We start from the raw sequence: 26065 nt of genomic DNA on the forward strand, positions 1-26065 counted from the left end.
CCATCAATTTGAACCATTAGTCACTCGCTTTGCTCGCGACATGAGGTTAAAAAATGAAAACAATATTTACAGCAGTTGGTGGAACAAAGCATGGAATGGAGGCTATACTGCATATTCACTTGCAGGATCTTAGCGACAATTTTGCCTGGAGAGTAAGACCTATGGTAATAGTATGTCCCGGCGGGGCATATGCTTATACTTCAGACAGAGAGGCAGATCCTGTAGCTATGCAGTTTCTGGCTATGGGATATAATGCAGCGGTTCTTCGCTATTCATGTGCACCTGCAAGATATCCTGATGCTCTGATACAGCTTGGAAGAGCTCATCTGTATCTTAGAAGACATGCTAAGGAGTTCAAGATAGATCCTGATGCTATATATACAGTAGGATTCTCTGCAGGTGGTCACCTTGTATGTAATTATTGCGAGAGATGGTCGGAAGACTTTGTAAGGCAACAGCTTGAATATGATATAGCTCATAGTATGGCCAAGGAAGATAAGCATGTTGATGTAGAAGAGCTTCGCCCAAACGGAATGATGCTGGGCTATCCTGTTATCACATCCGGTGAATATGCACACACTGGATCTATTGAAAATCTCATAGGGACTGCAGCAGATTATGAATCAGAAGATAGGTACAGGCAGATGCTTGATGATATATCTTTGGAGAAACATGTTAATAAGGATGTCCCACCTGCATTTATCTGGGGAACTGCAGAAGATGGTAGTGTTCACCCTATGAACTCGGTGCTTCTTGTAGAGGCTTTGATGAGGGAAAATATCCCCGTAGAATATCATCTCTTCCGTAAGGGAGGACATGGACTTTCACTTGGAGATGAGAGGACTATATCGGCGATGCCGGAAAGTGCTATAAATGATGGCGGCAATATCAATTTCCAGGCAGCCAAGGAATACGTGCCCTCGACATCGGCATGGGTATCCATGGCAGCTACATGGATACGCGGACTCCACTGAAAACATAAAATAAGTAGAGAGGATAAAGGTGATATGGAATTGCATAGTCTGGTTACAGATAGTGATATAACCATATGGTGGGATAAGGAGGGTGTGAACGTCTCTGAATACGAAGTCAGTATAAATGGGGAGACTTCTAATACTGCTAAGACTCATTATACATGGGAGGATTTAGAACCTGATACAGAATACCATGTTGAAGTTAAAGCTTTATTGGCGGATAGCAATATAGTAGACACAGCAAATGAAGAAAACAAAGCAAAAACCTCTATAGCTAAAGTCAGAACACTTAAGACCAAACGAAGAATTGATGTTACCAAAGCTCCATACAATGCCGTTGGCGATGGTAAGACCATGAATACAGCAGTGATCCAGAAGGCTTTCGATGACTGTGGTAAAGGCGATCAGATCTTTTTCCCAAAAGGGGATTATATGACTGGGGCACTGCATCTTCATTCGGATATGGAGATATATCTTGATGAGGGTGCTATACTCCATGGAACAGCAGACTTTCATGACTATCTTCCTATGATAAAAAGCAGGTTCGAAGGAATTGAGAATATGAGCTATTCATCACTTCTAAATGCCGGAGAGCTCGATCATAACAGCGGGCCTAACTGTAGTAATATCCTCATAAGAGGTAAGGGCGAGATACGATCCGGTGGTCAGATACTGGGAATGGCCATTATAGAAGATGAAACTCATAAACAGAAAGAATATCTTGAATCTCTTGGAGATAAGATCAAGGAATATGAGACAGATCATACTATTCAGGGAAGAGTACGTCCGCGTCTTATAAATCTTAGTAACTGTTCTAATGTAAGAATCACAGGAGTGACCTTAAGTGATGGTGCATGCTGGAATGTGCACATGATATATTGCGATGATATAGTCACAGATCATGTTACTATTAATTCATATGGCGTGTGGAATGGGGATGGCTGGGATCCTGACTCATCTACTAACTGCACGCTTTTTGCTACTGTATTTAATACAGGGGATGACGGCGTTGCCATAAAATCCGGCAAAAATCCTGAGGGTAATATAGTGAATCGTCCCTCGGAGCATATCAGAGTATTTGACTGCGTATCCAAGATGGGACACGGCATATGTATAGGTTCTGAGATGAGCGGCGGCGTATCTGATGTCAGGATATGGGACTGCGACCTGTCAGATTCATGGTGCGGAATTGAGATCAAGGGTACTAAGAAAAGAGGCGCATATGTAAGAGATATTCATGTATCAGACTGCCATACTTCTAGAATTCTTATGCATTCTGTACTCTACAATGATGATGGAGAGAGGGTATCACCTCATCCTCCTGTTTTTGAAAACTGCTTATTCGAAAGAGTATACATTCAGGGACATTATACAGATCAGCATGATTTTGAAGGTGGCGGTATCAAGGAATCACCTGCAATAGAACTGTATGGATTCGATGAAGAGGGATATGAGATCAAGAATCTTAAATTCAAGGATATAGTGATAGAAGACCGTAAGGTTCAGTCGATCTGCATGCAGCACTGCAAGGGCATCAGTTTTGAGAATATAAGTTTTGAATGATTGACAGACTTTGCATATGAACTATTGACCGTCTATGTAATTTGCATGGCGGGGTGAAAAAAGTTGTACTGTCATTTCAGAAAAATATACAAGGGCTGAATTCTGACAGAACGCCATTTTTGTACGATGAAACGTCAAAATGACGGGTTTTCAATATTATATTACTATGATATAATGTCAAGCGTCTGTGGATAACAAGGATATTCAGTAACTTTTTATTACAGAGTATAAACTATTTAACGTAGCATTTTAGGGAGGGAATTTTTATGAAATGCACTAATTGCGGCGCAGAGATACAAGAGGGTACTCTCTTTTGTAGCGAATGCGGAACCAAAGTAATTCTTCCTGAAAGCCAGGCTCCTGCAGCAAATGAATTTGCGCAGAACGGTGCTCAGGATAATTTCCAGAACAATTTTGGACAGCCGGCAGACGGCGCACAGTTCCAGAATGCTAATTTCCAGCAGTCTGAGAACATCTATGCAGGAGTACCTGATCCGGCAGCTTCTGTAAACGATGGCAAAAAGGGTGGAAAGGGTGTTAAGAAGATCCTTATTCCTATCATCATCCTTCTTGTTTTAGTAGTAGCTGCTGTAGGTGGAGTAGTATTCTACCTTAAGTCTCGTCCTATCGAAGTAGACCTTAACGAATATGTAAAGGTTTCATTCGACGGTTATGACACACTTGGTACAGCTACTGTTGATTTTGATGAAAAAAAGTTCAAAAAAGACTATGGCGACAAGATCAAGTACCACGGCGATGACAAGGATATGAAGGACGAGAGCTCTAAGAAGCTCATCGCTGAGTACCTTGACAAAGCTGTATCTCTTGATAAGACAGAGAAGCTTACTAACGGTGATAAGGTTACTGTTAAGTTCAAATATGATGCTGATGCCCTTTTAGAAGATCTCAACATCAAGACAACAACAGACGGTATGTCATTTAGCGTAAAGGGTCTTGAGGAAGTTCCTACATTCGATCCTTTCGAAGGTCTTGAGATCACATATTATGGTACAGCTCCTGATGCATACGCATCACTTGATGATGCTAATGTTAATAATGAGTATTACAATTCTAATGACTATTTCTTTGATTATGATTATGATCAGCTTCAGGATCTTTCTAATGGAGATGTGATCACTATCACAATCAAATATGATGAAACTCAGTCTGACGAAGAGTACATTGCAGACTTTGTAGAGAACTATGGTGCTATGCCTACTCAGATCACTAAGGACTTCACAGTAGAAGGACTTCAGGTAGCTGTTACAACTAAGGATCAGATTACAGAAGATATTCTTAGCCAGCTTAAAACAGAGGTTGAAGATCAGGACAGCATGTTCACTACAGATGACATTGGAACTTCAGTAACAGATGATGTTACAGTTTCTAATGTTGAGTATTATGGAATGTATGTTGGTGAGCCTAAGAAAGACAGCTATTATGATTTCGATGCATTCCTTACATACAAAATTACATTCAAGTATAAGAGCGAAGAGTATTCTTATTATCAGGTAGCTGAGGTTGAGGATATCGTACTTGACGGTGACGGAAACGTTGTTACTGAGAAGCTTAACATAAACTTCTATAACTACAATTATCTCTCACATTCTTTCAAAGATGGTTATCGTATTTATGGAATGTATGGATATGAGACTACAACTGATATTGAAGATGATCAGTCTTACTACTCTTCAGACTACAACTTCAGCTGGGTTCTTGCAGGTGAGAATGGATCAAGCGATTCTTCTACAAGCGACTCTTCTACAACAGAGACTTCTACAGATGAAGAGAGCACTGATACAGAAGAGACAACAGATACAGAAGAAACAACAGATACAGAGGAAACTTCAGAAGAAGAGTCTGATTCAGCTTCTGAAGAGGCAAGCGAAGAGTAATCTTTACTACAGTATCACTTAAGCCCTTGACAATTTATGTCATATGGTTTTATAGTAATTGCAAATGAATATTAAAAGCTATGACGAAGACAGTAGCGATTCGCTCAAAGATTCAGAGAGCTGCCGGTTGGTGCAAGGCAGATCGAGTAGGCAATTTGTGAAAATCACTTCCAAGCTGCGAGGCTGAAGGTTATATCAGTAGGCCGAGCCGGTATCTTACCGTTATTAAGAGCCATATTCAACTGTGTTTTTTAACGCGGCGCGTATGTGTAAACAGGTGGTACAACGAGATTTTAATGCTCTCGTCCTTTTTACAGGGACGAGAGCTTATTTTTTTATCAAGAAAGAAGGAGCAAGCAGATGTATAAGAAGGTTGATAACAGCATGAACTTCGTAGAACGTGAAGCACAGGTTGTTGATTTCTGGAAAGACAATGACATCTTTAATAAGAGTGTTTCAGGTAAAGACGGAAACGAGATCTACATGTTCTATGATGGCCCCCCAACAGCTAATGGTAAGCCTCATATCGGACACGTTCTGACACGTGCCATCAAGGATATGATCCCTCGTTACAGAACTATGAAAGGATATCAGGTTCCTCGTAAAGCGGGCTGGGATACTCATGGTCTTCCGGTTGAGCTTGAAGTTGAGAAGGAGATAGGTATCGAAGGCAAGGACCAGATCGAAGAGTATGGTATCGAGCCTTTCATCAAGAAGTGTAAAGAGTCTGTATGGAAATACAAGGGAATGTGGGAGCAGTTCTCCGGCAAAGTCGGATTCTGGGCTGACATGGATAACCCGTATGTAACATATTATGATGATTATATCGAGTCTGAGTGGTGGGCTCTTAAAGAGATCTGGAACAAGGGTCTTCTTTATAAGGGATTCAAGGTTGTTCCTTACTGTCCTTCATGCGGAACACCTCTTTCATCTCACGAGGTTGCTCAGGGATATAAGGTTATCAAGGATCGCACAGCTGTTGTTCGCTTCAAGGTTGCAAATGAAGATGCATATTTCCTTGCATGGACAACAACACCATGGACACTTCCATCTAATATCGGTCTGTGTGTGAACCCTGATGAAGAGTACGCTAAGGTTAAGTGCGTAGATGGCAATACATATTACATGGCATCAGCTCTTCTTGATAAGGTTATAGGATCTCTTGCTAAGGATGAGAAGGTTAATCCTGATGGAAAGCCAGCTTATGAAGTCCTTGAAACCTATAAGGGCAAAGACCTTGAGTACAAGGAATATGAGCCTCTCTATGAGTGTGCTAAGGCAGAAGCAGACAAGCAGCACAAGAAGGCATTCTTCGTGTATTGCGATAACTATGTAACTATGGAAGATGGTACTGGTATCGTACATATCGCTCCTGCATTTGGTGATGATGATGCCAGAGTTGGTCGTAAGTATGATGCTCCATTTGTACAGATGGTAGATGCAAGCGGTCGTCTTAAGCCTGAGACAGGCAAGTTTGCAGGTATGCGCTGCAAGCCTACAGCTAAGGAAGTAGAGCAGGGTGCTGTATCAGCAGATCCTGAAGTACTTAAGGATCTTGCAGAAAGAGGAATCCTCTTCTCATCACCTAAAGCTGAGCATGACTATCCTCACTGCTGGAGATGTGATACTCCTCTTATCTACTATGCTCGTGAGTCATGGTTTATCAAAGTTACAGATATCAAGGATGACCTTGTAAGAAATAATAAAGAGATCAACTGGATCCCTGAGTCAATCGGTGAAGGTAGATTCGGTAAGTGGCTTGAGAACATTCAGGACTGGGCTGTATCTCGTGACAGATATTGGGGAACTCCTCTTAACATCTGGGAATGCCCTGACTGTGGCAAGAAGATCGCCGTAGGTTCTAAGAAGGAGCTTGCTGAGCTTTCAGGAGACGAGTCAGCTCTTACATCTGAGCTTCATCGTCCTTATGTTGATAAGTATCTTATCAAGTGTTCAGAATGCGGCGGCTCTATGAAGCGTGTTCCTGAAGTTATCGACTGCTGGTTCGATTCAGGTGCTGCTCCATATGCTGAGCTTCACTATCCTTTTGAGAACAAGGAGCTTTTTGAAAAACAGTTCCCTGCACAGTTCATCTCCGAAGCAGTAGACCAGACTCGTGGATGGTTCTATTCACTTCATGCAGAGGCTACTCTTCTTTTCAATAAGCCTGCATTTAAGAACGTTATCGTTCTGGGTCTTGTACAGGATGAGAACGGACAGAAGATGAGTAAGTCCAAGGGCAATGCTGTAGATCCTATGGAAGCACTTAATCAGTATGGCGCAGATGCTATCAGATGGTACTTCTATACAAACTCAGCACCATGGCTTCCTTCAAGATTCTATGGCAAGGCAGTTCAGGAAGGACAGCGTAAGTTCCTTGGAACACTTTGGAACACATATGCATTCTTCGTACTGTATGCTAATATTGATGGATTTGATGCTTCTAACTACAAGCTTGAGAAAGATAAGCTTACAGTAATGGATAAGTGGATCCTGTCACGTCTGTATTCAACAATTGCAGAAGCTGACAAGAACCTTGAGAATTATAAGATCCCTGAAGCAGCTAAGGCTCTGGACAAGTTCGTTGACGATCTGTCCAACTGGTATGTTCGCCGTAGCCGTGAGCGTTTCTGGGCTAAGGGCATGGAACAGGACAAGATCTCTGCATATATGACACTTTATACATGTCTTGTTGAGATCTGTAAGGCAGCAGCTCCTATGGTTCCTTTCATGACAGAAGAGATCTATCAGAATCTTGTCAGAGAGAACTTCAAGGATGCACCTGAGTCAATCCACCTGTGCGACTATCCTGTAGTTAATGCAGAGTATGTTGATAAGCAGCTTGAAGAGGATATGGAAGAGGTTCTTGATATAGTAGTACTCGGCCGTGCTTGCAGAAACGCCTGCAACATGAAGAACCGTCAGCCTCTCGGACAGATGTATGTCAAGAATGATAAGGCAGAAGGTAAGACTCTTAGTGATTTCTATCAGGATATCGTAAGAGACGAGCTCAATGTTAAGTCTGTTACATTTACAGATGATGTACGTGACTTCACAAGCTACACATTCAAGCCACAGCTCAAGACAGTAGGTCCTAAGTATGGTAAGATGCTTGGTGGTATCAAGCAGTATCTTGCTGAGCTTGATGGCAATGCTGCTATGGATACACTTAATGCAGAAGGATCTATTAAGTTTGAAGTTTCAGGTGAAGCTGTAGAGCTTACCAAGGAAGATCTCCTTATTGACATGACTCAGAAGGAAGGCTTCATGAGCCAGGAAGACTGGGGTATTACAGTAGTCCTTGATACTAACCTTACAGAGGAACTTGTAAACGAAGGTCTCGTAGCAGAAGTTATCTCTAAGATCCAGACAATGCGTAAGGATTCAGGATTCGAAGTTATGGACAGAATCGTAGTATCTCTTACAGGATCTGAGAAGGTAGCTGCAGCTGTTAAGGCTGACGAAGTTGCTCTTTCAACCAAGGTACTTGCTGATTCACTTTCCTATGATCAGGATCTTGATAGTGCCAAGGATTGGGATATCAACGGCGAAAGCTGCAAGATTGGTGTTAAGAAGGTCTGATGTCATTGACAATTAAATGATTTAGATATTGATTATAATGATAGCTTTAGGATATAACATCTTTTACTAAAAAGAGAAAAGTTATACTAAAGCTATCATTTTTTTGATAAATGAGGTGCCGTAAGGTATAGCTTTCGTAATATAAAGATATTGTGATAAAGTAGTTACAAGTAAGGAGGTAATAAAGGAAAAATAGAATGAATATAGTCAGAAAAGGTACTACCCAAGTAGTACAACAAAATAAACATGAAAACGAAATGGAATATCTCACATTCCCGTCTATAACAGCTACCGGGATAGTAAGCCATGCGTTCAGTACCAGGATAGGCGGAGCTTCTAAGGGATATTTTGGTGAAGCTAATTATAGCTTTACAAGAGGCGATGTTAGAGAAGATGTGGAAGAGAATTACAGGCGCATGGCTCAGATACTGGGATATGGAAGAAGTCTTGAACATTTCGTTACAACTTTTCAGACACATACAAGTAATGTCAGGGTCATTACAGCTGATGATATGGGCAAAGGAGTGATCAAAGAAAGGGACTATGTAGATGTAGACGGTATGATCACGAATATCCCGGGTATCATACTTACAACCTTCCATGCAGATTGCCCTCCCATATATTTCGTAGATCCTGTCAAGAGGGCTATAGGACTGTCTCACTCCGGATGGAAGGGAACAGTCAGCCGTATAGGTAGGAGCACTGTAGAAGCTATGACCAAAGAATATGGAAGCAATCCTTCAGACATTATCTGCGCTGTAGGTCCTTCCATATGCGTAGACTGCTATGAAGTAAGTAGCGACGTTGCTGATAAATTCATAGATGAATTTGGTATAAAAGACGTGCCGGAGTATATACCAGATGGCGATAGCGCAGGGTATATCGTCTATAGAAAATCAGGCGGCAAATATCAGCTTAATTTGTGGGAAGCAATAAGGCTTACTTTGATTGAAGCCGGAGTTAAAACTGAGAATATCGAGATTACAGACATCTGTACCCACTGCAATCCTGATTACCTCTTCTCTCACAGAACTGCCGGAGAGAAGCGTGGGAATCTTGCGGCATTTCTGGTTTTGAAATAAAAATTTAACACGCCGTGAGCAAGTGCAAAGGTTGAGTTAAAATATTATGCTACCTAAGTCAACTACCACGCACCTAAAGGTACGTGGCTTGCGACTCCCCTGTAGTTCGTTGCAATAACTCCTACATTTTGTCGGTGTAACTTCCGTGGGGTCGCATCATGGGACGGTTGACACCGCCCCTTACGACAAAGATTTACTCTGCCGTAACTGTATCAGGTACTTGACTATCTTCAAGATAGTTGATTCCCATGCGGTACAGATTCATAGCTCCAATGCGGTCATCGTTTGATTTATAGCCACAGTTCTTACAAGTAAACAGATGCAATTTCTTATCACGATTGGCTTTTTCAATGTGTCCACATACAGGACAGCACTGACTCGTATAACGAGGGTCAACCTTAATAACAGTAGACTGATTCTGTTTAGCTTTGTAGATAAGTTTCTGTTCAAGGTCATAGAAAGACCACGATACGGAAACGTAGCGGTCTTTGGTTCTGACACGCTCTGTAGCATTACGAACGCCTGACAAATCTTCAAGAACAAAAAGCGTATGCTTCGGGTTGGAGGTGGCGAGTGCCTTTGATACCTGGTGGTTAACATCCTGCATCCAACGGTTTTCTCGCTGACCGATAGCTTTTAATCTACGTCTTGAAGATGGTGTCTGACACATTTGGAGTTCTTTACGAAGCTTAGAATAGTGAGCACGTTTCTGCTTGATGGCTTTACCGCTTACAAATCCAGACTTGTGCTTACTGTCATAAGTAGCAACGACAAAGTTTATACCTCTGTCAATACCAACGACATTACAAATGTCAGAAACATTACTTTCTTCGACATCGTAGGTTACGGGGATATGCAAAAAATACTTACCATGCTTATTTACAAGCTTAGCAGTTCCAAACTTATAGATGTCGTGATCAAAGTATTTTGCCATGCCTTCAGCGAAATAGGGCAACTTAACACGTCCATTCAGTGTATTTACTGAAAAGCAGTTTTGTGTAAGGGAATAATCTCTGTTCCAAACAAGGTCATACTGTGGTTTTTTGAAGGATGGCTGAATCCACTCTTTCTGATTTTCGAGGATGGTCTTATATCTTGCAATGACAGTCTTAAATACGGACTGAGCCATCTGAGATTTGAGTCCAAACATTTCTCGGAGTGTAGAGTACAAAGCCTTGTTAAGTGAGAACTGCTTTAGGTCGTGAGTGCGGAACACATAGTCAGATACATAATTACAGGCATCAGAATAAACAGACATGGTTTCATCAAGAAAAACCTTACTGTCTGCATTAACAGAAATCTGAATTTTAGCTGTAACTGTCATCTGTTCCATAGTGTACCTCATTGTTATTTCACTAAATATATAATACAATATTTATTAGTGAAAATCAATTATTTGTAAGGCGATTTTACAAGGAAAACCAAATTAAATACAAAATAATCAAAGCTTTGCAAGATGCAGGCTATGACGTTGAAATTGATAACAGAATGCTAATAGTAGATGATTACGACACCAATAATGGAGTCGCTGTAAAAATCGAAGCTTTGCCGTAAATACATCCTATGGACAACAGATATAATCATCGCAACAGACCACACACTATCTATGGCAGAAATATCCAAACTTTTTATTTAAGTGTTACTGGAAGCATAAGATATTTTGGTCAGATGGTTATTTTGCTTGCAGTATAGGCGAAGTATCCTCAACAACTATACAAAAATATATCGAGAACCAAGGTTAATAGCTACGAATTTACAAGGCTCCTCCCACCGCCCAAGGGCAGTGGGTTTCCGCCTACGACAACCGAAAGGATTTTATTTATGAAATATATAATATATCCGATATAATTGTTGGTATGTGCGTTTGGCTACGTTCAGCCATACCTCAAACTAATAGAAGGTGATATATGAAAAAAAGAATAATAAACTTGCTGCTCGTGCTTAACATGGTAGTATGTATGTCTAGTTTTGGCATGCAGAAAGCTTATGCAGGATCTGTACCTCATAATGGTAATGCGGCAGGCCCAGCATCTATAGATTATGAGGCTACTGTATTTTATAATACCAGCCTCTACGAAGAAGAGTGGTACATAGAAGCTCTTAAGGCAGGAACTCTTTCGACAGGTACCAATGGAAGATTTGAAAACTTCATAAGAAAACTTCAAAAGGGCAAAAAAGTTACTATAGCATTTATAGGCGGCTCTGTAACAGAGGGCGGCGGAGTCCTTGATCCTGCCCAGTCTTATGGTGATCAGTTTATAGCTTCTCTTGGAGAGAAATATCCTAAAGCCAAGATAGAGTATGTCAATGCCGGAGTAGGCGGGACATCCTCTGCTATCGGAGCCCTAAGATATGACAGGGACGTTACTAAAAAGTGCTCCAAGACTCCTGATCTTGTAGTTGTAGAATTTTCGGTCAATGACCAGGAGGATCCTACAAACGGCCGTGCATATGAAAGCCTTATAAGACAGATCCTTGAAACAGATGATGAGACTGCAGTAGTGCAGATGTTTGCTGTATTTAAGTCAAGGTGGAATACGGAAGATCTCTACAAACCAGTTGGTAATCTGTATGGAACACCTATGGTAAGTGTTAAGGACGGTACTGCAGCAGCCTTTGAAGCAGGGTATCTTAATAATGAATTATACTTTAGTGATGATTATCATCCGACAGCCCTTGGTCATAAGATCATGGCTGATACACTGATGAATCTTGTGAATGAAGTTGATGACGCTGTCGCAGCAGGAACTGCAACAAAGTCTATAGCTCCTGTACCTGCCACATACTTCTATTCACCTGACTTCCTTAATATGAAGCTTGTAAGCAGCAAGGATTCAAATGGTGCCAAGGTTACAAAGGGGAGCTTCTCACAGACTGATACTCAGGTTCATGCTCTCGTTAGAAACGGTGAAGTTACATTCCCTTATAACTGGTCGCATGATGTAAGTAGTAATGAGCCATTTGTATTAGAAGTTACCTGCAAGAATATTCTCTTTGATTATAAGAGATCAATCAGTGATGAATATGGTAAAGCAGAAATCTATGTAGATGGCGAACTTGTGGCTGTCCTTGATGGATACAAGTCAGACGCCTGGAATAACAGCTATATTGAACTTGTTTATGATTCACAGGAAGTGGCCAAGCATAAGCTGGAAATCAGGATGGCTGAAGAAGACAAGGACAAGAAATTTACAATCCTTGGTATAGCTTATTCTGATAAGAAGATGACCTATACTCAGGATCCGATCGTTCTGGAATATACTACAGGAAGTGAGGATACTGCTTCTTACAACTAAGAATTTGCTATTTTTAACAAAAATAAAGTACAATATATATGTAATTTGTACTATAATCTGTATTATCTATATATATATGTATGTCGCTATCAGCATCCGCGGCTTAAGTATTCTACTTGTATTGTTTACTTTTTGGAGGTATACATATGGCTAAGACTACTAAGACCAGAGAATCTTTTGACAAAGAATTATTCAAGCGTAGCGTTTTATATAATATCAAAACTCTCTACAGAAGAACTCTCGAAGAAGCAACTCCCCAACAGATATATCAGGCGGCAAGCCTTGCCATCAAGGATCAGATCATCGATCAGTGGATGGACACGCAGAAAGCCATGGAAGAGCAGGATCCCAAGATCGTGTATTATATGTCTATGGAATTCCTGATGGGGCGAGCATTTGGCAATAACCTCATAAACCTTCGTGCATATGAGGGCGTAGGAGAGGTTATGGATGAACTTGGCGTTGATCTAAACCTCATAGAGGATCAGGAACCGGATCCTGCCCTTGGTAACGGAGGTCTTGGAAGACTTGCTGCATGCTTCCTTGATTCACTTGCATCTCTTAATTATGTGGCATACGGATGCGGAATCCGTTACAAATACGGTATGTTCCGTCAGGAGATACATGACGGATATCAGGTTGAAAAGCCCGATGACTGGCTTGTTAACGGCAATCCATTTGAACTTCGCCGTCAGGAATATGCCAAGGAGATAAAGTTCGGCGGATATGTCAGAATGTATCAGGATGAGAACGGAAGGACTATGTTCAAGCAGGAGGATTATCAGGCTGTAAGAGCTGTTCCTTATGACCTTCCTGTTCTTGGCTATGGCAATGGTGTTGTAGATACTCTGCGTATCTGGGATGCTGAGCCTATTAACAATTTCCAGCTTGACTCTTTTGATAAGGGTGATTATCAGAAGGCTGTAGAGCAGGAGAACCTTGCCAAGCAGATATGTGAAGTATTGTATCCCAATGACAATCATATAGCGGGCAAAGAGCTAAGACTCAAACAGCAGTATTTCTTTATATCTGCATCTGTTCAGACTGCTGTTCAGAAATACCTTAAGAATCATGATGACATCAAAAAGTTCTACGAGAAGAATGTATTCCAGCTCAATGATACTCATCCTACAGTTGCTGTAGCTGAGCTCATGAGAGTTCTTATGGATGACTATTATCTTGAATGGGATGAAGCATGGGATGTTACTACCAAGACCTGCTGTTATACCAACCATACTATCATGGCAGAAGCTCTTGAGAAGTGGCCTCAGGATTTGTTCCAGAGACTTCTTCCTCGTATATATCAGATAGTTGAGGAGATCAATAGAAGATTTAATATAGAAATAGTAAACAGATATTCAAACGATCATAATGCAAGTGTTGACGAGAAGCTTCGTAAGATGGCTATCCTCTATGATAATCAGGTACGTATGGCTCATCTTGCAATAGTTGGAAGCCACTCAGTTAACGGTGTCGCCAAACTTCATACAGAGATCCTTGAAAAGAGAGAACTTAAGGATTTCTATGAGATGATGCCAGAGAAGTTCAACAATAAGACCAATGGTATCACTCAGAGAAGATTCCTGATGCATGCTAATCCTCTTCTTGCAGACTGGTGTACCAAGAAGGTTGGAGACGGCTGGATAACAGATCTTACAGTATTAAAGGGACTTAAGAAGACTGCTGCTACAGCTAAGGCCGGCAAGGAATTCATGGCTATCAAGAAAAAGAATAAAGAAAGACTTGCCAAATATATCCTGCAGCATAACGGCATCCAGATCGATCCTGATTCTATCTATGACTGCCAGGTAAAAAGACTTCATGAGTATAAAAGGCAGCTCCTTAATATACTCCATGTAATATACCTGTATGACAAGATCAAGTCAGATCCTAAGTTCGATATGCCTAAGGAGACCTTTATCTTTGGTGCTAAAGCTGCGGCAGGATACAGGATTGCAAAGCTTACAATTAAGCTCATCAATTCAGTAGCAGATGTAGTTAATAATGATCCTGATGTTAACGGCCGTATCAAGGTTGTCTTCATAGAAGATTACAGGGTATCCAATGCTGAGCTTATCTTTGCGGCAGCAGATGTATCAGAGCAGATATCTACCGCAAGCCGTGAAGCGTCCGGAACAGGTAACATGAAGATGATGCTTAACGGTGCTGTTACCATCGGCACCATGGACGGAGCTAACGTAGAGATAGTAGGAGAAGTTGGCAAGGACAATGCCTTCATCTTCGGTATGTCATCTGATGAAGTCATAGAGCATGAGAGAAAAAATGACTATGATCCTATGAGCATCTATAATAGCGATGCTGTTATAAAAAAGACAGTGGACCATCTCATCGACGGAACCTTCAGTAAGGACAAGGAACTGTTCAGACCACTTTGGAACTCTCTTCTTAATACTAAGGATACAAGTAAGGCAGACACTTATTTTATCCTTAAAGACTTCCATTCCTATGCCGAGGCTCAGGCAAAGGTCAGAAAGGCTTATGAGGACAAGGCCGGCTGGGCCAAGATGGCTATGCTTCAGACAGCATGCTGCGGCAAGTTCTCATCAGACAGGACTATAGAAGAGTATGTTAAGGATATATGGCATCTGGATAAGATCAAGATCTAAGTGATTATGGCATAGTAAGTTTAGGCATTTACAACCTGATCTATATGAATTAGTTTCCCCTTCGCGTTTGCGGAGGGGATTTTTTACATAAAATCGCTACATTAGGGATATTAATTTAGTAACTTGATTATATATAGATAAAATTGTATATTTATAAAAGTAAGATTGTATACACGTATATCACAACTTGGAATTATATAATTTCTTTAATGTTTCTTTTATAATTACGCATATAGCCGGCTATGATTTTTTTATCAAGTATAAGAACAAAGGTTTATGATACGGTGATGTCATTAAGTGATTATATGTTCCTTATATTATTGGCAGGAGGTTCAGATGATAACTACTACAAAAACAGGCGCTTATCTTGTAAACGGCACAGATCTTATAGAAGACAGCGCAGAAGCTTTAGAGGCCGTAGCAGCTAAAACAGGCAAGACCCCGGATAAGGAAGAAGCTAAAAAGGGTACTATAGCCTATAGCATTCTCAAAGCCCACAACACATCGGGCAATATGGACGATCTTCAGATCAAATTCGATAAACTCACTTCCCATGACATTACATATGTTGGTATCATCCAGACAGCACGTGCGTCAGGTCTTACCAAGTTCCCGATTCCTTATGTTCTGACCAACTGCCATAACTCTCTGTGCGCAGTAGGTGGAACTATCAATGAAGATGATCATATGTTCGGTCTTACTGCAGCCAAGAAATACGGCGGAATGTATGTTCCACCTCACCAGGCTGTAATCCATCAGTTTGCAAGAGAGGTTCTTGCTACAGGTGGTGGTATGATCCTTGGATCTGATTCTCATACAAGATACGGCGCTCTTGGAACCATGGCTATGGGAGAAGGCGGACCGGAGCTTGTTAAGCAGCTTCTGTCTCAGACTTATGATATCAAGATGCCGGGCGTTATAGCTATCTATATGACAGGAGAGCCTGTTAAGGGCGTAGGACCTCAGGACGTAGCTCTTGCTATTATAGGTGAAGTATTCAAGTCAGGATATGTCAAGAACAAGGTTATGGAGTTCGTAGGTCCCGGCGTTGCAAGCCTTTCTGCAGACTTCCGTATAGGCGTTGATGTTATGACTACAGAGACCACCTGTCTTTCATCTATCTGGCAGACTGATGATGAGATAGAGTCCTTCTATGAGATCCATGGAAGAAAAGAAGACTATAAGAAGCTCTCACCTTCTGACGTAGCATATTATGACGGCGTAGTTAAGGTGGATCTTAGCACTATAAGACCTATGATCGCTATGCCTTTCCATCCTTCTATGGCATATGAGATTGATTTTGTAAATGCTAACCTTGAGCAGATGCTCCATGAGACAGAAGAAAGAGCCAAGGTTTCATTTGGAGATAAGATAGAGTACTCTCTTAAGGACAAGATAGTAGATGGCAAGTTCCTTGTAGATCAGGGTATCATCGCAGGCTGCGCCGGCGGCGGATTTGAGAATATCTGCGCCGCAGCTGATATCATGAAGGGCCGCTACATAGGAGCTGATAAGTTCACTATGTCTGTATATCCTGCATCTACACCTATTTATATGGAACTTCTCAAAAACGGCGTTGCAGCTTCACTCCTTGAGACAGGAACAGTCCTTAAGACAGCCTTCTGTGGACCATGCTTTGGCGCAGGAGATACACCTGCCAACAATGCATTCTCTATCCGTCACTCAACACGTAACTTCCCTAACAGAGAAGGTTCCAAGGTTCAGAACGGACAGATATCTTCAGTTGCACTTATGGATGCAAGATCTATCGCAGCTACAGCTGCCAATAAGGGCTTCCTTACACCTGCAACTGAGTTTGATGGAGAATACAATCAGTATACATATCACTTTGATGCCAATATTTATAAGAACAGAGTATTTGATTCACACGGCGTTGCTGATCCAGATGCTCAGATTCAGTTCGGACCTAACATCAAGGACTGGCCTAAGATGGAGGCACTTCCCAAGGATCTTGTACTTAAGGTTGTATCTGAGATCCATGATCCTGTTACAACAACTGATGAGCTTATACCTTCCGGTGAGACATCATCTTACAGATCTAATCCTCAGGGACTTGCAGAGTTTACTCTTTCAAGAAAAGATCCTGAGTATGTAGGTCGTGCCAAGGAGATCCAGAAAGCTGAGACAGCCCTTGTTGCAGGAGATGATCCTTTCAAGGCAGTACCGGAACTTGAAAATGTGGTAGAAACTATCAAAAAGTCCGGTGCAGATATCACACTAGATGTTGAAAGCGTTGGATTTGGTTCAACTATTTTTGCAGTTAAGCCGGGCGATGGATCAGCCCGTGAGCAGGCAGCTTCCTGCCAGAAGGTTCTTGGAGGATGGGCTAATGTAGCCAATGAATATGCTACTAAGCGTTATCGTTCCAACCTCATTAACTGGGGTATGCTTCCGCTTATAATCGATAAGGGCGACCTTCCATTTAAGAACCTTGATTATATCTTCCTTCCTGATATAAGAAAAGAAGTTGAGGACAAGGTTGATACTATCAAAGCGGTAGCTGTAAGTGGTGACCAGACCAAAGAGTTTACTATGACTCTTGGTGATCTTACAGATCATGAAAGACAGATCATTCTTGATGGATGTCTTATCAATTTCAACAGACAGTAATATAATATAAGTAACATCATAGGTTTTAAAGTCATAATGCCAGGCTCTATACGGCTGGCATTATGGCTTTATGCATTTCTATATATCAATCTACTGAAATTGGGGGACTTCTTTCGTTATGCTATCACATAAGATAAGAGCTACCAGTACTTTGCTATTGACCTGTGTTTTACTCGTTTCAGGGTGCGCAGAATCTGCGCCTTCTATCAATCCCATCACAGATACTATACAAGAGGATTCGCTTACTACGCCGGATCCGGCCCTTTCTACGGCTATAGCTCTTGAGAGCATATCTCCTAAAATTCTGACCGATCAAAACGGCTATAGAACGGGAGCTTCCAAGACAGTTCTTTTTATAAACAAAGATTTAGATACTTCTAAGCTTCCATCAACATTTGAGATCAGAAAAACAGCGGATGATGCTGTCGTTTTTACAGCTTCAATCACATGGTCTTTGGATAAGGCCGGTGATACAGGCGAATGCATTGGAAGCGGCACGTTTACAGACTATCAGACAGATGGTGACTATTATATCTACGCAGAAGGACTGGGGGACTCCTGCTCTTTTTCCATAGGAGATGGTGTATATGACATGCTGTATGAAAGTGCGCTGAGGCAGTACTACCTTAACAGGTGCGGTGTTGCGCTGACGCAGGAATACGCAGGTGACGATGCCAGAGGTATATGCCACTCTGATCTTGCAACTTATAAAAGTGACAGTTCTAAAACCCTTGATATAACAGGCGGATGGCACCTTGATTCTAATGCGGACAGAGACGTTGAGACGGGATGCCTTATAATAGATAACCTTCTGCTTTCGTATGAGATGAATCCTGAGGTATTTACTAAAGATTGCGGGATTCCAGAAAGCGGGGATGATGTTCCGGATGTCCTTGATGAGATAAGATATGAGGCTGACTGGCTTTTGAAGATGCAGGATAAGAGTACAGGAGGAGTATATGCATCTGCTCTGACCAATGCCAAAGCAGGACAGAACCTGTCTATGGCCCAGGTTATAGTAACAGATGTTACGCCTCAGGCTACTATCAGCTTTGCAGCAACCCTTGGCTGGTGCAGTTATGTTTATGGGGATATCGATCCTGATTTTTCCAAAAAGTGTCTTGATGCTTCCAAGAAGGCTTATGAAGCAGCATCGTCAATGGGAGCTTTGGGAAGTTATGATGCTTCGTTTCTTGCAGCTGCGCAGCTTTACAGATTGACAGGGGACAAGACTTATGAGAATTGTCTTTCGACATATTTTAAGAGTAGCTCATTCGAATCAGATTTTATCATGAATGACTGTATCTTCATGGGAGGCATATGCTATCTTAAGACTACTCAGCCTGTTAACAGAGATGTGTGTTCTAAGATAATGGGAGCGCTGATAGGCGAGGCTGAGACCATAAGTGTTGCATCCAAGAAATCAGATTATATGATATCTACAGGAAGTTATGATGATATCACGACGATCCTTCGCAATATGCGCTGCCTTACAGTGACCAACCATATAATATACAGTCAGGAGTATGTTGAGATAATAGAAAACCATGCACACTTTCTCCTTGGAAGGGGGCCTTCCGGAGCCAATCTGGCTACAGATACCACAGAATATACCTACAAAGAAAACGGCACCAAAACAGGGATTCTGTACGATCCCATCCTGGATGCCGAGTTCCTGATACTGCTTAGTGCGATAATGTAGAGCTTATATAGAGTCCAACATGATCAGTGAGATCCCCTTAGGATTTGCAGGCGGTGGACATTTATAAATAGTTTTCACATCTTGATAGTTTTATATAATTCAAGGCACAATAGCTGTAGCTTTATATTCTATGGTCCGAAACTCGCTTCGCTCAGACATGCGGACCATAAGAAGAATATAAATCTCCATCTATTATGCTCTTGAATTATTATAAAACTCTCAAAGATGCGAAAACTATTTATAAATGTCCACCGTCTGCAAATCCTAAGGGGATCACACTAATCATGTGCTAGCTATTAAAAAGGACACCGCCTGTAAAAGCGATGTCCTTATTTTTTAGTTCTCGTTAAGATTTCTGGTATAAGCTTCCTGCATCATGTTCCTGAAATATTCATGAACCTGCTTCTGGTCTTCCTTGGACAGTTCGCTGAAACGAACCGGTGGAAGATATTCAAGAACAACATGCTGTGATTTAAGAAATGGAAGGTGATTTTCGAATATGTCACGCGTATGAGTTATAACCATAGGAACGATAGGACAGTCGGTACGCTGAGCTGGTTTGAAGCTTCCTTTGTGGAATTCCTGAATTGTAACTTCGTCCTTGTTTCTGGTGCCTTCCGGATATATGCAGATGGAGATGCCGCTTTTGATCTTATCAATTGCTGAGAAGATGATCTGAGCGCTCTGCTTAACATCGCTTCTATCCATAAAGAGGCAGTCGAGGAAGAGCATCCACCAGGATAGGAATGGAACTTTTAAGAATTCCTTCTTGGCTATATAGCCTGTAGGTCTTGGAACTCTGCAATAGGTAAGCACTACGTCGAAGTAGCTTAAGTGGTTACCGATATAAAGAACTGCTTCGTCCTTGGGTACATTCTCTTCGCCCTTAACAGTGAGCTTGACACCGGATAGAAAAGCAACAACTCTAAATGCCCAGGATACGATAGCAAGTGAACTTCTCCTTGATAGATCTTTATTAATAAGACCTATTATAAGTTCGATGATATAGAGCGGAATTGATACTATAAAAAATACAAGTAAAAATATTGCAGTAAGAATGAATCTTATCATTTTGTCTCCTTGTGCTGCGAGTTTGAATTAGTAATAATTAAGTGGTTTTGCAATATATATTGGACAAAACCACAGATGCAGATTTATTATAATTTAGATGTATATTGTAGGTCAAATCCTTTTGGGACGATGATAATACCTTGGTTTTAAAAGGTAAAGGATTCAATTCTTTTCTCACGAAGAGATTATTAGCATAAAGATACAAAGGTATAAGGGAGAGCACGATGCTATTAATAAAAAACGGATATGTGATAGACCCTGAATCCGGCAGGGAAGGTAAAGCTGATATCCTTATCAGCGACGATGGCATTATATCTAAGATAAGCGATGCTACCAATGAAAGTAGTATCAATGAATGTGATATCACTGAATGTAGTGGTATAGAAGGCAGTAATGACACAGCTTCTGGTCTTCAGGTTATTGATGCAGACGGGCTTATAGTCACAGCAGGTCTTATAGATGGTCATGTACACTTTAGAGATCCCGGCCAGACTTACAAGGAAGATATAATAACAGGGGCCAATGCTGCAGCAAAGGGCGGATATACAAGTGTCATCATGATGGGCAATACTATCCCTCATATGGACAATCCCGAGACTCTTAAATATGCTCTTGAAAAAGGTGCTACAACAGGAATCCATACCTACGTATGCGGTAACGTGACTATGGGTATGGAAGGGCGAGAGCTTACTGATATGCCTGCGCTTATAAAGGCAGGGGCAGTTCTATTTACAGATGATGGAAAACCTGTAATCGAAGAAAGCCTTATGAAGACTGCATGTGAAAATGCAGCAAGGCTTAATAAAGTGATAAGTCTTCACGAAGAAAATCCCAAATATATAAAAGAAAATGGAGTAAATTCCGGAAGCGCGGCAGAAAGCCTTGGACTTACAGGATCTGATCGCATGGCAGAAATATCTATGGTTGAACGAGATATAAGGATTGCTGCGGAGACAGGATGCGCGCTTACAATACAGCATATCAGTACTAAAGAGGCAGTCGAACTTATAAGACAGGCAAGGAAAAATGGAGCTAATATCCATGCAGAGGCTACTCCTCATCACTTTACTCTTACAGATGAAGCAGTAAAAGAGCATGGAACCCTTGCCAAGATGAATCCTCCTCTTAGAAAAGAAGATGACAGACTTGCTATAATCAAGGGACTTCAAGATGGGACTATAGATATGATCGCAACAGATCATGCTCCTCATAGTAAGGAAGAAAAGGACAGAGATTTTAAGGATGTTCCAAGTGGAATAATAGGGCTTGAGACAGCTTTTTCCTTAGGACTTAGAGAACTTGTGGAGCCGGGATATCTGACGATAAGAGAGCTTCTTGATCGCATGAGCACTGCTACGGCAAGGCTATACGAACTTCCGGGAGGAGCTGTAAAAGAGGGAGCACCGGCGGATCTTATGATATTTGATAAAGATGAAAAATGGGTTGTTCCGGACAAGTTTGCATCAAAAGCTGTAAATTCTCCATTTATTGGAGAGACAATGCCGGGGGTAATCAAGTATACTATAGCAAGTGGTAAGGTTGTATATAAAACAGTCTAAAGGTAGGTAAGTTTGAAAATGTTCCATTTTCAAACCCAAATTGGTGTCGCGAGCTCCACCAATTTGAACCATTAGTCGCTCGTTTCACTCGCGACATGAGGTTATTTATGGCAAAGAAGAAAGTAAGTGCAAAAGTTATATCTCAGAAGATCCTTGCTGATGGGATATATGATCTAAGACTTGAAACAGAGATTACAGAGGATGCAGTTCCCGGTCAGTTCGTTGGAGTTTATACAGATGATAAGTCATCTCTCCTTCCTCGCCCTATCAGTATCTGCGGTGTAGATAAGGAAAAAAAGGAATTAAGGCTCGTTTACAGAGTTGTGGGTAAGGGAACAGATCTTTTTTCAAAATTATCAGAGGGTGATCAGGTGGATGTACTGGGACCTCTTGGCAATGGCTATCCTATGGAAGAAGCTGCAGGTAAGACTGCAATCCTTATGGGCGGCGGAATCGGTGTTCCTCCGCTTTTGGAGCTTGCAAAAAGGCTCACAAGACTTCCGGAAGATAAGCGTCCTAAAGGTATCAAGATAGTAATGGGATACAGGAATGATCAGACTTTCCTTGCTGATGAATTCAGAAAATATGCTGAGCTGTATATAGCTACAGACGATGGAAGTCTTGGTACGCACGGAACTGTAATAGATGCCCTTAATGAGCAGAACATCGAGGGCGATGTTATCTATACCTGCGGACCTATGCCGATGCTTAGAGGAATCAAAAAGTATGCCGCAGAGCATAACATGAAGGCATATCTTTCTCTTGAAGAGAGGATGGCATGCGGCGTTGGAGCCTGCCTTGGATGCGTTGTAAAGACAAGGGATGTAGATGCACATTCACATGTCAATAACGCAAGGATCTGTACAGATGGGCCTGTATTTGATGCAGAGGATGTAGATATCTGATATTGATTAATTCATGTAAAAATAATGATATCAGTATATAGATATAAATATCTAAATACTACCTATGTAAGGTAAAGGTATATATAGGCATATAATCATAAAGACTATTGTTATTAAAAGTCATGCAGAGCATGAAATAGGAGATAAAGTGAATACTAAGATAAATATCGCAGGGGTAGAATTCAAAAATCCGGTAATGGTTGCATCAGGAACCTTTGGATCCGGCCAGGAGTACGGAGAATTTGTAGATCTTAATAAGCTTGGAGCAGTTGTAACTAAAGGCGTCGCTGATAAGCCATGGCCTGGCAATCCTGTTCCGAGAGTTGCTGAGACTGCAAGCGGAATGCTTAATGCAATAGGTCTTCAGAATCCGGGAATAGATGTTTTTATAGAAAGAGATCTTCCCTTCCTTCAGAAATACGATACAAGGATCATCGTAAATGTCTGCGGACATTCTGAAGAAGAGTACTTAAACGTTGTTGACAGACTTTCTGATCAGAAGGTTGATATGCTTGAGATCAATGTATCCTGCCCTAATGTTAAGGAAGGCGGAATTGCATTTGGAACTCGTCCGGATGCTCTTTATCATATTACTTCTGAGATCAAAAAGCATGCTAAGCAGCCTGTTATAATGAAGCTGTCTCCTAATGTTACGGATATAGCAGAGATGGCAAGGGCAGCAGAGAGTGCCGGTGCTGATGCAATATCACTTATCAATACGATCACAGGAATGAAGATTGATATTAACAAAAGAAAATTCGTTCTTGCCAATAAAACAGGAGGCCTTTCAGGTCCTGCGATCAAGCCAGTTGCTGTTCGTATGGTGTACAGCTGCGCTCAGGCTGTTAAGATCCCGATCGTTGGAATGGGCGGAATCGCAACAGGTGAGGATGCAATAGAGTTTATGCTGGCAGGAGCTACAGGTGTTGCTGTTGGTATGATGAACTTCCATGATCCGTATTCTACAGAGAAGGTTGTAGATGGAATTAATAAGTACATGCAGGAGCAGAAGGTTGATGATATAAATGAGATCATTGGCGCTGTGCATGAATGATTGCTTTGTAGTTGTTTGAGTGTATATTATTTGTATATAAAGTCACATTTTTGTCGGTGAAAATCCAATAAATTACCGGCAAAAATGTGACTTGGTTATTTTAAAGGGGGAACACATAATGAAGACAAAAATGAGTTTGATAACGATGGGGTGGCTGTATACTGGGATAAATATATAGATGTTATTGCGACGCCTCAAGGTGATATCAGAATCGACGATAGAGATGAACTTGATGAAGCATATCGGCAGAAGTATCTGACGAAGGTGCAGTATGATGATGCACTTAAAGAGTGCGATAATATTATTTCGGAGATGTTTGCAGAACCGAAAAAGACAGAAGATAATTGTCGTGATATTTTATGCGAAGCAATGAAGATGATCGAAAATAATGAATGTAGTTTGAAACTGAATATTTGAGAACTGATAATGATTCTGAAAATCTGATTAGTACTGCTAAGGATGGCGGGGGTGATAAGATCCTTGGATTCCAGAGCATTGTTTTACAGGGGGAATGGTGCGGCGAAGGAATTCAGAAAAATAGACTTAAACTGAAGAAGCCTGAGTGGTTTGTATTTATTGCAAGAGTGGATGACAAGACAATAATAAGTATCTAATTAAGAATGAGGATTGACTTTGGGGATATTAGACTTTGTGGTCGCCCCAATTGCGACAATGGTAATTTGAATACGAGTGTATTTAGAGAAAAAAGGCGTTTCGTAGCATAATTACGAAATGCCTTTAATATTTTCGGACAAAATAAAAAACGTAAATATTATTGATGAATAGTAAAAAAAAGAATAAAATAGTAAAAAAGCGTAAATAGTAATATACAAGCGTAAAAAATAGTAAAAAAGCGTAAATATTAATATATAAGCGTAAAAAATAGTAAAAACAAATAAAAAGCGTAAAAAGAAATGCTATAAAATAATAGTAAAAGAGAGGAGCTGTTATGAATGTTAGGATTGATCCCTTTACTCTTACACCAGGAGTGGCAGGTAAACCATATATTGATTGTGGTATAGCAGATGAAATAATTACAAATTTTAAAAGCAGTGAATCGTCAAAATATGTATATAAAATAACAGGACTTAGAGGCTCCGGGAAATCTGTGGAATATGGTAAGGTGTTACAGGCACTTGAGAAAGATAAAAACTGGCTTGTGTATCCATTAGCGGCAGAGGGCAGTGGAGTAACAGCACTTATATCATATCTTAGTCAAGAAGATTTTATTAACGAACAAAAGACAGAAACTTCAGTAAAAACTAATGCAACTGCGGAAGGCGGAATTCCAATTATATCTGGTAAGGGAAGCATAGAAATAACAAAAACCTATGCTGAGAATAATAACTTTTATGATAAAGAGGCTGTATTGGCAAGTATGATTGCTAAAGCGAACAAGAAAAATCTCAATGTCCTTGTTATGATAGATGATATTTCCAGAACGGATAATACAGTAGAACTCCTTTCTATATTGGGGACTATGTTTAACCGAGGTAAACGCGTATATCTAGTTGTGAGTGGACTTTCAAAGAATATAGAAGAATTTTTTACAACTAGCAGGAACAATCCAAGTAATCAGGCGATTTCCAAAAGTCTGTCATTTTTTAGGCGTGGAGACACGAGAGAAGTGAAGCCACTAGATAAATTTGATATTGCAAATAACTATGAAAAATATCTTGGTGTGGATGCTGCAGAAGCAAAAAAATTATACGACATGACATTGGGCTATGCGTATGCATATCAGGTGCTAGGTTCATTATATTTTAATAAAAAGGAAACAGAAACACTTGAAGATTTGATTCCTGATTATGAGAGAACACTGTTTAAATCTTATAATCTCGATTGGCCTGAGCTGACTGACAAGGAACAGGAATTCATACGAAGTTTTTATAAGGGTAAGACTGGAAAGGCAAAAGATACTAAAGCAAATATGTCTAATCCAGACACTTATAACATGTACAGAGATCGTCTTATTGAAAAGCACTTCTTTTCTGCAAATCAAAGAGGCTACCTTGAAGCACGGCTTCCAAGATTTGATAGATTTATAGAAATATGGTGTAATGATTAACGTATATAAAGGTTAGATTTTGTACTCGCTCCAATTGTGACGATTGTTATTTTTAC

The 26065-nt window shown here is 40.8% G+C and carries 17 protein-coding genes, 1 pseudogene and 1 other annotated feature; of the genes and pseudogenes, 16 read left to right on the forward strand and 2 right to left on the reverse strand.

Features of this window, described 5'->3' with window-relative positions:
- The first annotated feature begins 53 nt into the window (after positions 1-53).
- From BMX21_RS02235 to pgeF, 5 genes are all read left to right on the forward strand, one after another.
- Positions 54-974, forward strand: coding sequence for an alpha/beta hydrolase (locus tag BMX21_RS02235; RefSeq protein WP_092040816.1), 921 nt, complete (start codon positions 54-56; stop codon positions 972-974).
- Between the two features lie 33 nt (positions 975-1007).
- Positions 1008-2537 carry a glycosyl hydrolase family 28 protein gene (locus BMX21_RS02240; RefSeq protein WP_092040819.1) on the forward strand — a complete coding sequence of 510 codons (1530 nt, stop codon included), beginning with the start codon at positions 1008-1010 and terminating at the stop codon, positions 2535-2537.
- 266 nt (positions 2538-2803) lie between these two features.
- Positions 2804-4432: a zinc ribbon domain-containing protein gene (locus BMX21_RS02245; protein WP_092040823.1), complete on the forward strand. Its 1629-nt coding sequence runs from the start codon at positions 2804-2806 to the stop codon at positions 4430-4432.
- A gap of 71 nt (positions 4433-4503) precedes the next feature.
- Positions 4504-4745 (forward strand) — a binding site (T-box leader).
- 47 nt (positions 4746-4792) lie between these two features.
- Complete coding sequence (ileS, locus tag BMX21_RS02250) at positions 4793-8014, forward strand: isoleucine--tRNA ligase (RefSeq protein WP_092040827.1); 3222 nt, start codon at positions 4793-4795, stop codon at positions 8012-8014.
- Positions 8015-8211: 197 nt separating this feature from the next.
- Positions 8212-9096, forward strand: a complete 885-nt coding sequence (gene pgeF / locus BMX21_RS02255; protein WP_092040831.1) for a peptidoglycan editing factor PgeF — start codon at positions 8212-8214, stop codon at positions 9094-9096.
- Between the two features lie 193 nt (positions 9097-9289).
- Here pgeF and BMX21_RS02260 read toward each other — a convergent pair whose 3' ends face one another.
- Positions 9290-10429, reverse strand: a complete 1140-nt coding sequence (locus BMX21_RS02260) for an RNA-guided endonuclease TnpB family protein (RefSeq protein ID WP_092040834.1) — start codon at positions 10427-10429, stop codon at positions 9290-9292.
- Between the two features lie 253 nt (positions 10430-10682).
- Here BMX21_RS02260 and BMX21_RS20000 point away from each other — a divergent pair.
- From BMX21_RS20000 to BMX21_RS02285, 5 genes and pseudogenes are all read left to right on the forward strand, one after another.
- Positions 10683-10838: pseudogene (locus BMX21_RS20000) on the forward strand (transposase); the annotation flags it as partial.
- Between the two features lie 165 nt (positions 10839-11003).
- The gene (locus BMX21_RS02270) at positions 11004-12392 is read left to right on the forward strand and encodes an SGNH/GDSL hydrolase family protein (protein WP_092040837.1); all 1389 of its coding nucleotides are present in this window, start codon (positions 11004-11006) and stop codon (positions 12390-12392) included.
- Between the two features lie 146 nt (positions 12393-12538).
- Positions 12539-15019, forward strand: coding sequence for a glycogen/starch/alpha-glucan phosphorylase (locus BMX21_RS02275; protein ID WP_022753722.1), 2481 nt, complete (start codon positions 12539-12541; stop codon positions 15017-15019).
- Positions 15020-15355: 336 nt separating this feature from the next.
- Positions 15356-17650 (forward strand): hydratase, encoded by a 2295-nt coding sequence (locus BMX21_RS02280; protein WP_092040840.1) that lies wholly within the window; start codon positions 15356-15358, stop codon positions 17648-17650.
- A gap of 118 nt (positions 17651-17768) precedes the next feature.
- Positions 17769-19352 (forward strand): glycoside hydrolase family 9 protein, encoded by a 1584-nt coding sequence (locus tag BMX21_RS02285; RefSeq protein WP_092040844.1) that lies wholly within the window; start codon positions 17769-17771, stop codon positions 19350-19352.
- A gap of 336 nt (positions 19353-19688) precedes the next feature.
- Here the strand turns inward: BMX21_RS02285 and BMX21_RS02290 are convergent, their stop codons facing one another.
- Entirely contained in the window at positions 19689-20423 is a 735-nt protein-coding gene (locus tag BMX21_RS02290) for a lysophospholipid acyltransferase family protein (RefSeq protein WP_092040848.1), read from the reverse strand.
- Positions 20424-20647: 224 nt separating this feature from the next.
- Between BMX21_RS02290 and BMX21_RS02295 the strand changes: the two genes are divergently transcribed.
- The 6 genes from BMX21_RS02295 to BMX21_RS02320 all read left to right on the forward strand — a co-directional run bounded on the left by BMX21_RS02295 (position 20648) and on the right by BMX21_RS02320 (position 26009).
- Complete coding sequence (locus tag BMX21_RS02295) at positions 20648-21982, forward strand: dihydroorotase (RefSeq protein ID WP_092040852.1); 1335 nt, start codon at positions 20648-20650, stop codon at positions 21980-21982.
- A 107-nt stretch (positions 21983-22089) separates the two neighbouring features.
- Complete coding sequence (locus tag BMX21_RS02300) at positions 22090-22887, forward strand: dihydroorotate dehydrogenase electron transfer subunit (protein WP_092040855.1); 798 nt, start codon at positions 22090-22092, stop codon at positions 22885-22887.
- Between the two features lie 148 nt (positions 22888-23035).
- Positions 23036-23941, forward strand: a complete 906-nt coding sequence (locus BMX21_RS02305; RefSeq protein WP_022753716.1) for a dihydroorotate dehydrogenase — start codon at positions 23036-23038, stop codon at positions 23939-23941.
- A gap of 150 nt (positions 23942-24091) precedes the next feature.
- Entirely contained in the window at positions 24092-24358 is a 267-nt protein-coding gene (locus BMX21_RS02310) for a DUF402 domain-containing protein (RefSeq protein WP_092040859.1), read from the forward strand.
- Positions 24355-24555, forward strand: a complete 201-nt coding sequence (locus BMX21_RS02315; RefSeq protein ID WP_027203248.1) for an RNA ligase family protein — start codon at positions 24355-24357, stop codon at positions 24553-24555. Before BMX21_RS02310 ends, BMX21_RS02315 begins: the two co-directional genes overlap by 4 nt.
- Positions 24556-24890: 335 nt before the next feature.
- Positions 24891-26009 (forward strand): P-loop NTPase family protein, encoded by a 1119-nt coding sequence (locus BMX21_RS02320; protein ID WP_022753715.1) that lies wholly within the window; start codon positions 24891-24893, stop codon positions 26007-26009.
- Positions 26010-26065: the final 56 nt, after the last annotated feature.

This window comes from Butyrivibrio sp. TB (assembly GCF_900110805.1).
Taxonomy (GTDB): domain Bacteria; phylum Bacillota; class Clostridia; order Lachnospirales; family Lachnospiraceae; genus Butyrivibrio; species Butyrivibrio fibrisolvens_C.